This window comes from Mycobacterium sp. TH-M103, from assembly GCF_057473785.1.
Genome location: NZ_JBYCLG010000281.1, coordinates 1 through 13939, shown reverse-complemented (window position 1 = coordinate 13939; position 13939 = coordinate 1). Strand labels below are relative to the sequence as shown.

The window sequence follows — 13939 nt, the reverse complement described above, 5'->3', positions numbered from 1 at the left end:
AGCATCCGGTCCCGGGTGATCCCGGCGTTGTTGACCACGATGTCCAGCCCGCCGAGCTTGTCGGCGCAGGCAACCAATTCGTCGGCGGTCGCGCGTCGGCTGATGTCCCCGGCAACGGCGACCGCCTTGGACCCGGCGGTGCCGATCTCGTCGATGACGTCGGAGGCGTCCAGGGCGCCGGCCATGTCGTTGACGACGACGGTGGCGCCCTGGCGGGCTAAGCCGAGCGCCTCGGCGCGCCCCAGGCCCGCGGCCGCACCGGTGACCACCGCGACCTTCCCGGAGAGATCGGTCGCGTTCGTGCTGCTAGTCAATTTATGAATACCTCTAGTTTCGAGTCGCCCGGCGTCGCGCCCGGGTCATTCGCCGCGTAGGAGCGCGGCTCGCGGGCATTCGGCGATCGCCTGCTCGGCCAAACTCTCCTGGTCGGGTGGAATCGGGTCAAGCTTCACGACGGCGTAGTCGTCGTCGTCAAGGTCGAAGATGTCCGGCGCGATTCCCAGGCACACTGCATTGCCTTCGCACCGATCACGATCAACGATCACCCGCACGGTACCCTCCTCGAATCTGGCCTGCACTATGAGCACATGCCCCGTCGGTATGTAGCTACACCATAGGGGCCCCGGTAGGTCTGGGGAAACGGTCGCTGGATTCCCAGACTAGAACGTGTTACAACCGGGAAGACGAACGGGTGGCCGGCCGGCTTCTCACGCCTAGCCAAAGGACAGCTGGAATGCGCATCAGTTACACCCCCGAACAGGAGGAGCTGCGTCGCGAGCTGCGGTCATATTTCACCGCGCTCATGACGCCGGAGCGCCGCGAGGCGCTGACCTCCACACAGGGCGAGGTCGGGACGGGAACCGCGTATCGCGACACCGTTGCGCAGATGGGCAAGGACGGGTGGCTCACCCTGAACTGGCCCAAGGAGTACGGCGGCCAGGACCGCTCGCCGATGGACTCGCTGATCTTCACCGACGAGGCCGCCATCGCCGGCGTGCCCGTGCCGTTCCTGACGATCAACAGCGTGGCGCCGACCATCATGGCGTTCGGCACCGACGAGCAGAAGAAGTTCTTCCTACCCAAGATCGCGGCCGGGGAGCTGCACTTCTCGATCGGCTACTCCGAGCCCGGAGCCGGCACCGACCTGGCCAACCTGCGCACCAGCGCCGTGCGCGATGGCGACGACTACGTGATCAACGGCCAGAAGATGTGGACCAGCCTGATCGCCTACGCCGACTGGGTCTGGCTGGCCGTGCGCACCAATCCCGAGGCCAAAAAGCACCGCGGCATCTCGATGCTGGTGGTGCCGACGACCGCGGAGGGCTTTTCCTGGACGCCCGTGCACACCATGGCCGGCGTGGACACCAGCGCCACCTATTACACCGACGTGCGGGTGCCGGTCACGAACCTGATCGGTGAGGAGAACGGCGGCTGGAAGCTGGTGACCAACCAGCTCAACCACGAGCGGGTCGCCCTGGTGTCGGCGCAGCCGATCTTTTTGGCCCTGCGCGAGGTTCGCGAGTGGGCGCAGAACACCAAGGACGCCGGCGGTGGCCGCCTCATCGACTCCGAGTGGGTGCAGCTGAACCTGGCCCGGGTGCACGCCAAGGCCGAGGTGCTCAAGCTGATCAACTGGGAACTCGCCTCGGCGGCCGGCGACTCGCTCAATCCGGCCGACGCGTCGGCGGCCAAGGTGTTCGGCACCGAACTGGCCACCGAGGCCTACCGGCTGCTCATGGAGGTGCTGGGCACCGCGGCGACGCTGCGCCAGGACTCCCCCGGCGCGCTGCTGCGCGGGCGGGTCGAGCGGATGCACCGGGCATGCCTGATCCTGACCTTCGGCGGCGGCACGAACGAAGTCCAGCGCGACATCATCGGCATGGTCGCCCTCGGCCTGCCCCGAAGCCGCTAAGCACCGCCGAGCATCGAGAAGGACGAAAATCCATGGATTTCACGACAACCGAAGCGGCGAACGACCTCGGGGGCCTGGTCGACACGATCGTGAACTCGGTGTGCACGCCCGAGCATCACCGTGAGCTCGACGGGCTGGATCACCGGTTCGACCGGCAGCTGTGGGGCAAGCTCGTCGACGCCGACATCTTGACCAGCGCGGCGCCGACGCAGCTGGGCGGTGACGGCTTCGGCGTGCTCGAACAGGTCGCGGTACTCGTCGCGCTGGGCCATCAACTGGCCGCCGTTCCCTATCTCGACTCGATCGTGCTGGCCGCGGGTGCGCTCGCACGCTTCGGGACCGAGGAACTGCAGCAGCAGTGGGGCGTCGCGGCGGTCAACGGCGAGAAGGTCCTCACCGTCGCCCTGCACGGCGAAATGGGCGAGGGGCCGGTCCGGGCGGCCCGCGCCGGCGACGGCTACCGGCTCACCGGTACCCGCACCCAGGTCGGCTTCGGCCCCGTGGCCGACGCATTCCTCGTTCCGGCCGAAACCGATTCCGGCACGGCGGTTTTCCTGGTCGCCGCCGATGACCCGGGCGTTTCGGTGACCGCGATCCAGACCACCGGCCGCGGCTGCGTCGGGCACCTGGCGCTCGATGGAAGCCAGATCGACGGCACCCGGATGGTCGGCGGACCGGAAGCGGTGACCTGGCTCGAGACGCTGGCGGCTCTGGGCGCCAGCGCCTTCCAGCTTGGCGTGCTGGAGCGGGGCCTGCAGATGACCGCCGAGTACGCGCGCACCCGCGAACAGTTCGACCGCCCGATCGGTAGCTTCCAGGCGGTGGCGCAACGCCTGGCCGACGGCTACATCGACGTCAAGGGGTTGCGGCTGACGCTGACGCAGGCGGCCTGGCGGGTGTCGGAGGACATCCCCGCCGACATCGACGTCGCCAGCGCGGCGTTCTGGGCCGCCGACGCCGGGCACCGCGTGGCGCACACGATCGTGCACGTGCACGGCGGGGTGGGTGTCGACACCGACCACCCGGTGCACCGCTACTTCCTGGCCGCCAAGGAGACCGAGTTCGCCCTGGGCGGGGCCACCGGCCAGCTGCGCCGCATAGGCCGCGAGCTGGCGGAAACCCCGGCCTAGGTGCGACGGTGCTCCAGGTTCCGACTGACCTGACCGTCACCGACCTGCTCAGACCGCTGGCCGAGATCGACGACCGCGGCGTCTACTTCGAGGAGTCGTTCACCAGCTGGCGCGATCACCTGCGGCACGGCGCGGCGGTCGCCGCGGCGCTGAGGGAGCGCCTCGACCCGGCGCGTCCCCCGCACGTCGGCGTGCTGCTGGAGAACACCCCGTTCTTCTCGGCCATGCTGGTCGCCGCCGGGATGTCGGGGATCGTGCCGGTGGGGCTCAATCCGGTGCGCCGCGGCGAGGCGCTGGCCCGCGACATCGGCCGGGCGGACTGCCAGCTGGTGCTGGCCGACGCGAATTCGGCTGCGGTACTAGAAGATATCGAGCACGTCGACGTCGATTCGAGCGAGTGGACCGACGAGGTCGCCGCCCACGCGGACGCCGAGCCAGGCTTCCGGTCCGCCTCGGCCACGGACCTGTTCATGCTGATCTTCACCTCCGGCACCAGCGGCGAGCCGAAGGCGGTCAAGTGCAGCCACGGCAAGGTCGCCATCGCCGGCGCGACCATGACGCAGCGCTTCGATCTCGGCCGCGACGACGTCTGCTATGTCTCGATGCCGCTGTTCCACTCCAACGCGCTGCTGGTGGGGTGGTCGGTGGCGGCGGCGTGCCGGGGTTCGATGGCGTTGCGGCGCAAGTTCTCCGCGTCGAACTTCCTGCCCGACGTCCGCGGCTACGGCGCGACCTACGCCAATTACGTGGGCAAGCCGCTGTCGTATGTGCTCGCCACTCCCGAACACCCCGACGATGCGGACAACCCGCTGCGCGCGGTCTACGGCAACGAGGGCGTGCCCGCCGACATCGAGCGCTTCGCGCGCAGGTTCGGCTGTGCCGTGCAGGACGGGTTCGGTTCCACCGAAGGCGGGGTGGCCATCGCCCGAACCCCCGACACGCCCGCCGGCGCGCTGGGCCCGCTCACCGAAGGGCTCCAGATCATCGACCCCGACACCGGCGAACCGTGCCCGGTGGGAGTGGTCGGCGAGCTGGTGAACACCGCCGGGCCGGGCCGTTTCGAGGGCTACTACAACGACGACGACGCCGAGGCCGCGCGGATGGCCGGCGGGGTCTACCACAGCGGCGACCTCGCCTACCGCGACGACGCCGGATACGCCTATTTCGCCGGGCGGCTCGGCGATTGGATGCGGGTCGACGGCGAGAACCTGGGCGCGGCCCCCATCGAGCGGGTGCTGCTGCGTTACCCGGGCGCGGCCGAGGTGGCGGTGTACGGGGTGCCCGACGCGATAGTCGGAGACCAGGTGATGGCCGCCCTGGTGATGAGGCCGGGGGAGGCGTTCGACCCCGAGGAGTTCCGCGCATTCCTCGCCGGGCAGCCCGATCTGGGGCCCAAGCAGTGGCCGTCGTATGTCCGGGTCAGCGCCGAGCTCCCGAGGACGGTGACATTCAAGGTGCTCAAGCGTCAATTGACGGCCGAGGGGGTCGACTGCGGCGACCCGGTGTGGCGGATTCGCCGGTAGCCCATGACTTCCCGGTCTACCGAACGTGAGCTCGAGGCGAGCTTCGAGCGGCTTGCCGTGACCGTGTCGGCCGAAGTCGGCGTCGCGATCGCCCGGCCGGGCCGGACCCTGTCGCTGGGCCGTTGGTCGGCCGGTGTCGCGTGGTCGACGATCAAGGTGCCGCTGGCGGTCGCGGCCCTGCGCAGCGATCCGTCGGGCGCCTATGACCTGGTCGTCAAGGCGATCACCGAATCCGACAATCCCGCGGCCGAGCAGTTGTGGTCCCGGCTGGGCGAGCCGGCGGACGCCGCCCGGCAGGTGCGGGCGGTCATCGCCGCGGCCGGCGATACGGCCACGGTGGTCGAGTCACGACGGCTTCGGCACGGCTACACCGCGTTCGGCCAGACACGGTGGCCGCTGGGCCGACAGGCGCGGTTCGCCGCGCGGCTGTCGCAACTGGATGAAGCGGGCCCGGTCGTGGACCTGATGCACCGCCTCGCCGCCCACCAGCGGTGGGGCCTGGCCGCGAAAGGCTTTGCCGCCAAGGGTGGTTGGGGGCCGGGCGTCGAGGAGGAGAACTATCTGGCCCGCCAGTTCGGGATCGTCCCGACGGAGACGGGGCCGGTGGGGGTGGCGTTGGCGGCCGAAGCCCGCGACTTCGACGCCGCGGTCGAAGCGCTCGACGCGACGACGGACTGGCTCGTCGGCCACGCGCTAACCGAACAGTGACGGCACCACCGCGTCGATCAGGTGCGGCCCGGGCTCGGCGAACGCCGCATGCAGGGCGTCGGCGAGCTCTTCGCAGGTGGTGACGCGGCGGGCCGGCACTCCCATGCCCTCGGAGATCTTCACGAAATCGATTGCCGGGCGCGACAAGTCGAGCAGATCCAGGGCCTTGGGCCCGGGTGCGTTCCCAACGCCGACGCGTTGCAGCTCGACCCGCAAGATGTCGTAGGCGCTGTTGTCGTAGAGCACGGTCGTCACGTCGAGGTGCTCCCGCGCCTGGGTCCACAGTCCGGCGATCGTGTACATCGCCGAGCCGTCGGACTCCAGGCACAGCACCGGGCGGTCAGGCGCGGCGACCGCGGCGCCCACCGCGGCCGGGATGCCGTAGCCGATCGCGCCGCCGGTCAGAGTCAGCCAGTCGTGGGCAGGCGCCCCGGCGGTGGTCTGGGCGAGCAGCAGGCCCGACGTGTTCGACTCGTCGACGACGATCGCCCGTTCGGGCAGTAGCGCCCCGATCACGCCGGCCGCCGACGCCGACGTCAGCGCGCCGGTCGGCAACTCCGGGCGCGACGCCGCCGCGACCGGCGCGACCGTCCCCGGCGCCACCTCCTCGGCCAGCGCCTCCAGCGCGTCGGCCGCGCCGATGTGCCCGGCGAGCGTGTGCACCCGGCAGCCGGCCGGCACCAGGTCGCTGGGCATGCCCGGATACGCGAAGAACGACACCGGCGACTTGGCACCGGCGAGCACGAGGTGCTTCGCGCCGTCGAGTTGAGCCGTGGCGGCCTCGGCGAAGTAGGCCAGCCGGTCGACGGCGGGCACGCCCGCGCCGCGCTCCAGCCGCGTCGGGAACGTCTCGCACAGCAGCCGGGCACCGGTCGCCTGGGCGATCCGCGCGGCCGCGGCCAAACCCCTTGCACGGGTGGCGTCTCCCCCGATCATCAGCACCGCCGGCTCCCCGCAGCGCAGCACGTCGAGCACCTCCGACGGCAACGCGGGGGTGGCCGGAGCGCGCGCGGGCTCCGGCGCGACGGGTTGCGCGCCGTCGGACCACGACACGTCGGCGGGCAGGATCAGGGTCGAGATCTGGGCGCCCGACCGGCTGGCCGCGATCGCCTCGGCGGCATCGGCGCCGACGCCGGCGACGTCACCCGTGCGGCGCATCCAGCCCGAGACGGTGCCCGCGACCGCGTCGATGTCGGATTCCAGTGGGGCGTCGTACTTCTTGTGGTAGGTGGCGTGGTCGCCGACCACCACCACCATCGGCACGTGGGCCCGGCGCGCGTTGTGCAGGTTGGCCAGTCCGTTGCCCAGTCCGGGTCCCAGATGCAGCAGCACCGCCGCGGGCCGGTCGGCGATGCGGGCGTAGCCGTCGGCCGCACCGGTGGCGACACCCTCGAAAAGCGCTAGCACGCCGCGCATTCGGGGAACGGTGTCCAGTGCGGCCACGAAGTGCATCTCCGAGGTGCCCGGGTTGGCGAAGCACACGTCGACGTCCCCGTCGACGAGGGTGTTGATCAGGGCCTGCGCACCGTTCACCTGTTCGCCTCCAGTCTGAATACGCGCTCGGCGTTGTCGTGCAGAAAGTCGCGGCGCCCCTCGTCGGTGAGCCCGAGGTCGTCGGGCCCGGCCAGCGCGTGCGCGGGGGTGATCATCGGGTAGTTGGTGCCGAACGAGACCTTACGTTGTCCGGTACCGGTTTTCATGAACCTGATCAGCTCGTCGGGCAACCGTCTGATGGTGTAGGCCGAGGTGTCGATGTAGACGTTCTCGTGCTTGCGGGCGACGGCGACCATCTCCTCGGTCCACGGATAGCCGACGTGTCCGCAGACGATCACCAGCTCCGGGAAGTCGAGTGCGACCTGGTCGATGTAGGGGATCGGACGTCCGGTCTCCGACGGCCGCAGCGGGCCGGTGTGCCCGACCTGGGTGCAGAACGGGACACCGAGGTCCACGCAGGCGGCGAACAGCGGGTAGTAGCGCCGGTCGGTCGGGGGAGCGTCCCACAACCAGGGCACCACGCGCAGGGCGACGAAGCCCTCGCCGACGCGCCGCCGCAATTCGCGCACCGCCTCCATCGGACGGCCCAGGTCGACCGTCGCCAGTCCGCCGAATCGCTTGGCATACATGGCGATCCAGTCGGCGACCTCGTCGTTGGAGACGAGGTCCTGGCCGCCCGGCCCACGCCAGGCGCTGAGCAGACCGAGGTCCACGCTCGCGGCGTCCATGGCTTCTACCGTCGCCGCGATGGGAATCTCGGTGTCGGGGATGGCGCCACCCGTCCAGCGCCGCAGGGACGCCAGCATGTCGCTGCGCAGCAACCGCAGGGTCGGATGCTGCATCCACACGTCGATGGTCATCGCGATCGACTCTAGCCCTCAGCGGCCAGCGCGGCCCGGGCGGCGGCGTCCGTCTGCTGCGCGTACCCGCCGCCGAACAGCACGACATGGGCCAGCAGCGGGTAGAGCTGGTGTAGCCCCACGCGGCCGCGCCAGCCGGGCCGCAGCCCCCGCACGTCCTGGAAGCCGGTGAGGACGGCGTCGTGGTGCGGGCAACCGAACAGCGCGAGCATCGCCAGGTCGGTTTCCCGGTGACCGGCATGCGCGGCCGGGTCGATCAGCACCACCCCGTCGGGTGTCCACATCACGTTGCCGCTCCACAAGTCGCCGTGCAGGCGCGCCGGGGGGGCGTCGTCGTCGAAGTCACCGGCCCGGCAACGCGCGATGACGGAGTCGATCGCGGCCCGGGTCGAGTCCTCGAGCCGCGAAGCCGCGAGCTCGGCCATCGGCGTCAGCCGCGCGTCGGCGTAGAACTGCCCCCAGCGTTGGTGGCGCCGCAGCGACATCGGCAACGGCTGCGACAACGGCCCGAAGAACCCGGGCCCGTCCCATCCGTCGGGTCCCGCGCCGAACGCGGCGGCGCCGGCGTCGTGGGTGCGGGCAAGCCGGGCGCCGAACGCGTGGGCCGCCTCGCGGCCGGGCGGCACCGACTCGAGCCGGCGCAGGGTCAGGCTCGACTCGTCGACGGCGACCACCCGCGCGCACGGCACCCCGCTGTCCACCCCGGAAAGCCAGTGCAGACCGGCGGCTTCCCACGCGAAGAAGCCCGCGGGGGCGTCCGGGTTGCGTTTGATGAAGTCGCTCAAGCGTTGGCGTGGGCGGCGTGCACCTCGTCGGCGGGCCGCGCCTCGGTCTGTTCCTTGGCCCAGCGGTAGTCGGGCTTGCCGGCCGGCGACCGCTTCACCTCGTCGACCAGCCACAGGCTGCGCGGCACCTTGTATCCGGCGATCTCGGAACGCACGAACCGGTCCAGCTCGGCCAGCGACGGCCGGGCGCCCGGCCGGGGCTGCACGACGGCGGCCACGTGCTGGCCGTACCGCGGGTCCGGCACCCCGACCACCAGGGCGTCGAAGACGTCGGGGTGACCCTTGAGCGCGCCCTCGACCTCCTCGGGGTAGATCTTCTCGCCGCCGCTGTTGATCGACACCGACCCGCGGCCCAGCATTGTGACGCTGCCGTCCTCCTCGACCAGCGCGTAGTCGCCGGGAATGGCGTAGCGCACGCCGTTGAACGTCTTGAACGTCTCGGCGGTTTTCTTCTCGTCCTTGTAGTAGCCGACCGGGATGTTGCCCTTCTTGGCGATCAGGCCGCGCACCCCCGAGCCGGGCTTGACCTCGTTGCCCTGCTCGTCCAGGACGACGGTGCGGTGGTCGATCGTCACCCGCGGGCCCCCGGCATGCGGCGCGTCCTTGGCGACGATGCTGGTGCCGCCGAAGCCGGTCTCCGAGGAACCGATCGAGTCGGTGATGATCCGGTTGGGCAGCAATTCCAGCAGGCGCTCCTTGATGCTCGGCGAGAACAGCGCCGCGGTGCTGGCCAGCAGGAACAGCGACGACAGGTCGTAGCCGTGGTCCTTGTTCAGCGCGTCCAGCAGCGGCCGCGCCATCGCGTCGCCGGTGAAGAACAGCAGGTTCACCTTGTGTTCGTGGATCGTGCGCCACACCTCGTCGGCGTTGAATTCCGGTGCCAGCACGGTGGTCTGCCCCGAGAAGATCGACATCCAGGTGGCCGACTGCGTGGCGCCGTGGATCATCGGCGGAATGGGGTAGCGGATCATCGGCGGACCGGCGGTGGCGCTCTTGGCCAGGTCGTACTCGTCCTTGACGAATTCGCCGGTGGCGAAGTCGGTTCCGCCGAGCAGCACCCGGTAGATGTCCTCGTGACGCCACATCACGCCCTTGGGAAAGCCGGTGGTGCCGCCGGTGTACAGGAGGTAGATGTCGTCGGCGCTGCGCTCGCCCACCAGCTCGGCGAAGTCGCGCTCGGGTGAGCCCTGCGCGATCGCCGAGTAGAACTCGACGCCGCCGTAACGGTGGTAATCGTTATTGCTGCCGTCCTCGATGACGAGGACGGTCTTGACGTTCGGCGTGTCGGGCAGCACGTTGGCCACCCGGTCGGAGTACTGGCGTTCGTGGACCAGCGCGACCATGTCGGAGTTGTCGAACAGGTACCGCAGCTCGCCCTCGACGTAGCGGAAGTTGACGTTGACCAGGATCGCGCCGGCCTTGACAATGCCGAGCATCGCAATGACGATCTCGATGCGGTTGCGGCAGTACAGGCCTACCTTGTCGTCCTTCTGCACGCCCTGATCGATCAGGTAGTGCGCCAGGCGGTTGGCCTTCTCCTCCAGTTCGGCGTAGGTCAGCTTCTCGTCGCCGCAGATCAGGGCGACACGGTCAGGCACAGCGTCGATGGCGTGCTCGGCAAGATCGGCAATATTCAGGGCCACGGCCACCAAATTAGAACGTGTTACATTTCTTGACAAGCTCATGCCCATTGTGGACCGGAAGGCGGTAGCGGTGACGGAGGCTCCAGCAAACGAACAGACCGGCCCGGACGCGCTGGTCGAACAGCACGGTCACACCCTGATCGTCACGTTGAACCGGCCCCATGCCCGCAACGCCCTGAGCACCGAGATGATGCAGATCATGGTCGAAGCCTGGGACCGCGTCGACCACGACCCGGACATCCGGTGCTGCATCCTGACCGGCGCCGGCGGCTACTTCTGCGCCGGCATGGACCTCAAGGCAGCAACCAAGAAGCCGCCGGGTGAGTCGTTCAAGGACGGCAGCTACGACCCGTCGCGCATCGACGCATTACTGAAGGGGCGCCGGCTGACCAAACCGCTGATCGCGGCGGTCGAGGGGCCCGCGATCGCCGGCGGCACCGAGATCCTGCAGGGCACCGACATCCGGGTCGCGGCCGAGAGCGCCAAGTTCGGCATTTCGGAGGCCAAGTGGAGCCTGTACCCGATGGGCGGCTCGGCGGTGCGCCTGGTGCGGCAGATCCCCTACACCGTCGCGTGCGACCTGCTGCTGACCGGCCGCCACATCACCGCCGCCGAGGCCAAGGAGATTGGACTGGTCGGCTACGTCGTCCCCGATGGGCAGGCGCTGACCAAGGCGCTCGAGATCGCGGCCATGATCGAGAACAACGGCCCCTTGGCCGTGCAGGCGATCCTGCGCGCGATCCGCGAGACCGAGGGCATGCACGAGAACGAGGCGTTCAAGATCGACACTCAGATCGGGATCAAGGTGTTTCTGTCCGACGACGCCAAGGAAGGCCCGCGGGCGTTCGCCGAGAAGCGCAAGCCCAACTTCCAGAACAAGTAGCCCCCTCGCTGCGCCGAACGTGAAGCTGTTGCCGATTTTTCGGATTTTTCTCGCGGCAGTTTCACGCTCGGCGGGGTGTCGGCCCCACACGGCACACTCGCGCGCATGGTGGGGCCATTCCTAGGTAGCGAGGCCGTCGCCTCGGGTCGCGTTACGCCGTACGCGCTGCGCAGCAGCTTCACGGCGATCCACCGCGACGTTTACGTGCCGCGGGATACCGAGATCACCGCCGTGGTGCGCGCCGAGGCCGCCTGGTTGTGGTCCCGGCGGCGCGGCATCGTCGCGGGCCGCTCGGCCTCGGCGCTGCACGGCGCCAAGTGGATCGACGGGAATGCACCCGCCGAACTCATCTACCAGAATCGGCATGCCCCCGCGCAAATCCGCACCTGGGCCGATCGCATCGAGGACGACGAGGTCGCGACGCTCAAGGGAATGCCAGTGACGACGCCGGCGCGCACCGCCCTCGACCTGGCGTCGCGCTATCCGGTAGACAAGGCGGTCGCGCTGATCGATGGCCTCGCCCGGGCGACCCGCCTGAAGATGGCAGACGTCGAGCTACTCGCCGAGCGTTATAAGGGACGCCGAGGCATCCGGCGGGCGCTCTGCGCGCTGGATCTCGTCGATGCCGGCGCCGAGTCACCGCGCGAAACCTGGCTGCGCCTCTTGCTCATCCGGGCCGGCTTTCCCCGTCCGCGCACGCAGATTCCCGTGCGCGACCGATACGGCCAGCTGGTCGCGGTCTGCGACATGGGCTGGGAGGAGGTGAAGATCGCCGCAGACTACGAGGGCGATCACCACCGCACCGATCGACGGCGGTTCAACCATGACATCCGGCGCGCCGAAGCCCTCGCGGAATTGGGCTGGATCGACGTCCGGATTACAGCCGAAGACACCCCGGGTGGGGCAATCGGACGGGTATCAGCGGCATGGGATCGCCGAGAGTGAAACTGTGGCGAGTTTTAAGCCGTTTTTTCGCAACAGTTTCACTCTCGGCGCGCGGGGTCAGCCCAGCGGCGCGGCGGGGCTGAAGACGACCGGCATCTTCTCGAGGCCGGACACGAAGTTCGCCGGGCGCAGCGGCAGCGCCGCGTCCGACGCCAGCCGCATGTCGGGAAGACGCTGCAACAGCCGGCTCTGCATGATCGACAGCTCGAGCCGGGCGAGCTGGTTGCCCAGGCAGAAGTGCGTCCCGAAGCCGAACGCCAGGTGGTTGTTCGGGTAGCGCTCGATGTCGAAATTCTCCGGGTTCTCGAAGACCTTCTCGTCGAAGTTCGCCGACTCGAACAGCAGGATGATCTTCTCGCCCTGGCGCAACGCGGTGCCGTGGAATTCCGTGTCCGCGGTGATGGTGCGGGCCATGTTCTTCACCGGCGCGGTCCAGCGCAGCATCTCCTCGATCGCGTTGGGCAGCATGCTCAGGTCGGCCGCCAGACGCTGGTGCTGGTCGGGGTGCACCAGCAGCTGGCGTGTGCCACCGGAGAGCGTGTGCCGTGTCGTCTCGTCGCCGCCGATCAGCAACAGCAGCACCTCGGTGACGATCTGGTGGTCCTCGAGGTGCGCGCCTTCGACCTCCGCGTGCACCAGGACGCTGACCAGGTCGTCGGTCGGGCTTTCCTTGCGGGCCCCGATCATGCCCATCATGTATTCGCTGTAGGCGGCGAACGCGTCCATGGTGACCTGGACGTCGGCTTCGGCGGCGGTGCTGCTCAACGCGCCGACCAGGTCGTCGGACCACTTGAGGAACATCTCGCGTTCCTCCGGGCGCACGCCGAGCATGTCGCCGATGACCGCCATCGGCAGCGGCGCGGCCAGATCCCAGACGAAGTCGCATTCGCCGCGCTCGCAGACCGCGTCGATCAGCGTGTCGCACAGCTCGACGATCTTGGACTCCTGGTCCTTGACGCGCTTGCGGGTGAAGCCGGAGTTGACGAGCTTGCGGCGCAACAGATGTTGCGGGTCGTCCATCTCGATCATCATCTCGACCCCCGGCTGGTCGGGACGGATGCCGCCGGCATTCGAGAACAGCTCGGGGTTGCGCTCGGCGTCGATCACGGCCTGATACGTCGACGCGGCGGCCAGCCCGTTGCGGTCGCGGAACACCGGCTCGTTCTCCCGCATCCACTTGTAGACGGGCCGGGAGTCACCGGCGTAAAAGGTCCCGTCGGTCAGGTCGACGTCGGGTCGAGTCATGGTCATGAGATCTCCTGAGCGTCACCGAAGGTCATCTGTACGTTGTCCACGGAGGTCGACACCAGCGCACGCTTCGGAAGGCCCAGCGACGCCAACTCTTTGGCGTAGGGGTGATCGCCGAGCCGGACGTGCACGCCACCGGGGCGGGTGTGCACGCCGCTCAGCGTGTGCTCGAAGGAGGTCTCGCGCGTGACGCCGTCGCGGTGGGAGTAGGTGCGCTGCGCCTGGTGGCGCGGGGTCAGCCGGATCGGCAGGCCGCGCCCGAACTCCATGCCGATCACCAACTGCCCGTCCACACTGCAGTCGAACCCGAACGTCCGACCCTCGCGAACGGTGAAGTCCGCCATGACCTTCGGGTAACCCCAGATCTTGGTTCCCGCTTCCAGCGTGAACGCCTGGTCGACGGGCAGGTGGTGGATGAAGGCGCCGGCGTCCTGTAGGGCACGCGGCCCGGTCGCGCGCGACCCCGGCGGGTTCACCATGACGCTGGTGCCGAATTCGTGGTACCGGCCGAGGTCGCCGTCGATGTAATGCATCAGCATCAGCACCACGATCGCGCGCCCGGGCAGGTAGCGGCACACCCGCAGCCCGCTGTAGTCGATCAGGCGCTGGGCCGCGTCGGCGTCCACCGAGAACATCGCCATGTGCTGCGTCGCCTGACGGATCCGCACCGGCATGGTGAGTACCGTGCCCGCGATGGTGTGCTGGGAGGCTGTCATTGGTAGTCAGGGGCGCGGTGTCCGCAGAGCAGACCCGTTTCCCCATCCCCCTTTCAATCCGTGCATGCGGTTTTCCCGCACACGGCTTACCG

At 69.2% G+C, this 13939-nt stretch carries 14 protein-coding genes; 6 read left to right on the top strand and 8 right to left on the bottom strand.

The features are described 5' to 3' along the window. Together AC2VOR_RS15970 and AC2VOR_RS15965 are read right to left on the bottom strand one after the other, a co-directional pair. On the bottom strand, positions 1-314 hold a 314-nt coding region (locus tag AC2VOR_RS15970; RefSeq protein WP_486964097.1), incomplete at its 3' end, for an SDR family NAD(P)-dependent oxidoreductase. A gap of 45 nt (positions 315-359) precedes the next feature. Then, entirely contained in the window at positions 360-551 is a 192-nt protein-coding gene (locus tag AC2VOR_RS15965) for a ferredoxin (RefSeq protein WP_369736779.1), read from the bottom strand. A gap of 182 nt (positions 552-733) precedes the next feature. Here AC2VOR_RS15965 and AC2VOR_RS15960 point away from each other — a divergent pair, with 182 nt between their 5' ends. Genes AC2VOR_RS15960 through AC2VOR_RS15945 form a run of 4 tightly spaced genes read left to right on the top strand, consistent with a single transcriptional unit; the run spans position 734 to position 5273 of the window. After that, positions 734-1912, top strand: a complete 1179-nt coding sequence (locus AC2VOR_RS15960) for an acyl-CoA dehydrogenase (RefSeq protein ID WP_369736777.1) — start codon at positions 734-736, stop codon at positions 1910-1912. 32 nt (positions 1913-1944) lie between these two features. Beyond that, positions 1945-3042 carry an acyl-CoA dehydrogenase family protein gene (locus AC2VOR_RS15955; RefSeq protein WP_369736776.1) on the top strand — a complete coding sequence of 366 codons (1098 nt, stop codon included), beginning with the start codon at positions 1945-1947 and terminating at the stop codon, positions 3040-3042. An 8-nt stretch (positions 3043-3050) separates the two neighbouring features. Further along, entirely contained in the window at positions 3051-4565 is a 1515-nt protein-coding gene (fadD17, locus tag AC2VOR_RS15950; RefSeq protein WP_369736775.1) for a long-chain-fatty-acid--CoA ligase FadD17, read from the top strand. A 3-nt stretch (positions 4566-4568) separates the two neighbouring features. Continuing rightward, positions 4569-5273 carry a serine hydrolase gene (locus AC2VOR_RS15945; RefSeq protein ID WP_369736774.1) on the top strand — a complete coding sequence of 235 codons (705 nt, stop codon included), beginning with the start codon at positions 4569-4571 and terminating at the stop codon, positions 5271-5273. Here the strand turns inward: AC2VOR_RS15945 and AC2VOR_RS15940 are convergent. Genes AC2VOR_RS15940 through AC2VOR_RS15925 form a run of 4 tightly spaced genes read right to left on the bottom strand, consistent with a single transcriptional unit; the run spans position 5259 to position 10061 of the window. Next, on the bottom strand, positions 5259-6806 hold the full coding sequence (locus AC2VOR_RS15940; protein ID WP_486964096.1) for an acetolactate synthase large subunit: 1548 nt from the start codon (positions 6804-6806) through the stop codon (positions 5259-5261). The two genes, AC2VOR_RS15945 and AC2VOR_RS15940, sit on opposite strands and share 15 nt — an antisense overlap. Beyond that, positions 6803-7627, bottom strand: coding sequence for an amidohydrolase family protein (locus tag AC2VOR_RS15935; protein WP_369736772.1), 825 nt, complete (start codon positions 7625-7627; stop codon positions 6803-6805). Before AC2VOR_RS15935 ends, AC2VOR_RS15940 begins: the two co-directional genes overlap by 4 nt. A gap of 11 nt (positions 7628-7638) precedes the next feature. Beyond that, on the bottom strand, positions 7639-8412 hold the full coding sequence (locus AC2VOR_RS15930; protein WP_486964095.1) for a fructosamine kinase family protein: 774 nt from the start codon (positions 8410-8412) through the stop codon (positions 7639-7641). After that, positions 8409-10061 (bottom strand): acyl-CoA synthetase, encoded by a 1653-nt coding sequence (locus AC2VOR_RS15925; RefSeq protein ID WP_369736770.1) that lies wholly within the window; start codon positions 10059-10061, stop codon positions 8409-8411. Before AC2VOR_RS15925 ends, AC2VOR_RS15930 begins: the two co-directional genes overlap by 4 nt. Positions 10062-10095: 34 nt before the next feature. On the opposite strand from AC2VOR_RS15925, the gene AC2VOR_RS15920 reads away from it, so the two are divergent. Continuing rightward, the gene (locus AC2VOR_RS15920) at positions 10096-10938 is read left to right on the top strand and encodes a crotonase/enoyl-CoA hydratase family protein (protein WP_369736769.1); all 843 of its coding nucleotides are present in this window, start codon (positions 10096-10098) and stop codon (positions 10936-10938) included. Between the two features lie 105 nt (positions 10939-11043). Further along, on the top strand, positions 11044-11883 hold the full coding sequence (locus AC2VOR_RS15915) for a hypothetical protein (RefSeq protein WP_369741411.1): 840 nt from the start codon (positions 11044-11046) through the stop codon (positions 11881-11883). 57 nt (positions 11884-11940) lie between these two features. On the opposite strand, the gene AC2VOR_RS15910 is transcribed toward AC2VOR_RS15915, so the two are convergent. Further along, a complete protein-coding gene (locus AC2VOR_RS15910) occupies positions 11941-13134 on the bottom strand; it encodes a cytochrome P450 (RefSeq protein ID WP_369736768.1) in 1194 nt (397 codons plus the stop codon). After that, on the bottom strand, positions 13131-13847 hold the full coding sequence (locus tag AC2VOR_RS15905; protein WP_369736767.1) for an acetoacetate decarboxylase family protein: 717 nt from the start codon (positions 13845-13847) through the stop codon (positions 13131-13133). The genes AC2VOR_RS15910 and AC2VOR_RS15905 overlap by 4 nt, the downstream gene beginning before the upstream one ends. Positions 13848-13939 lie beyond the last annotated feature (92 nt).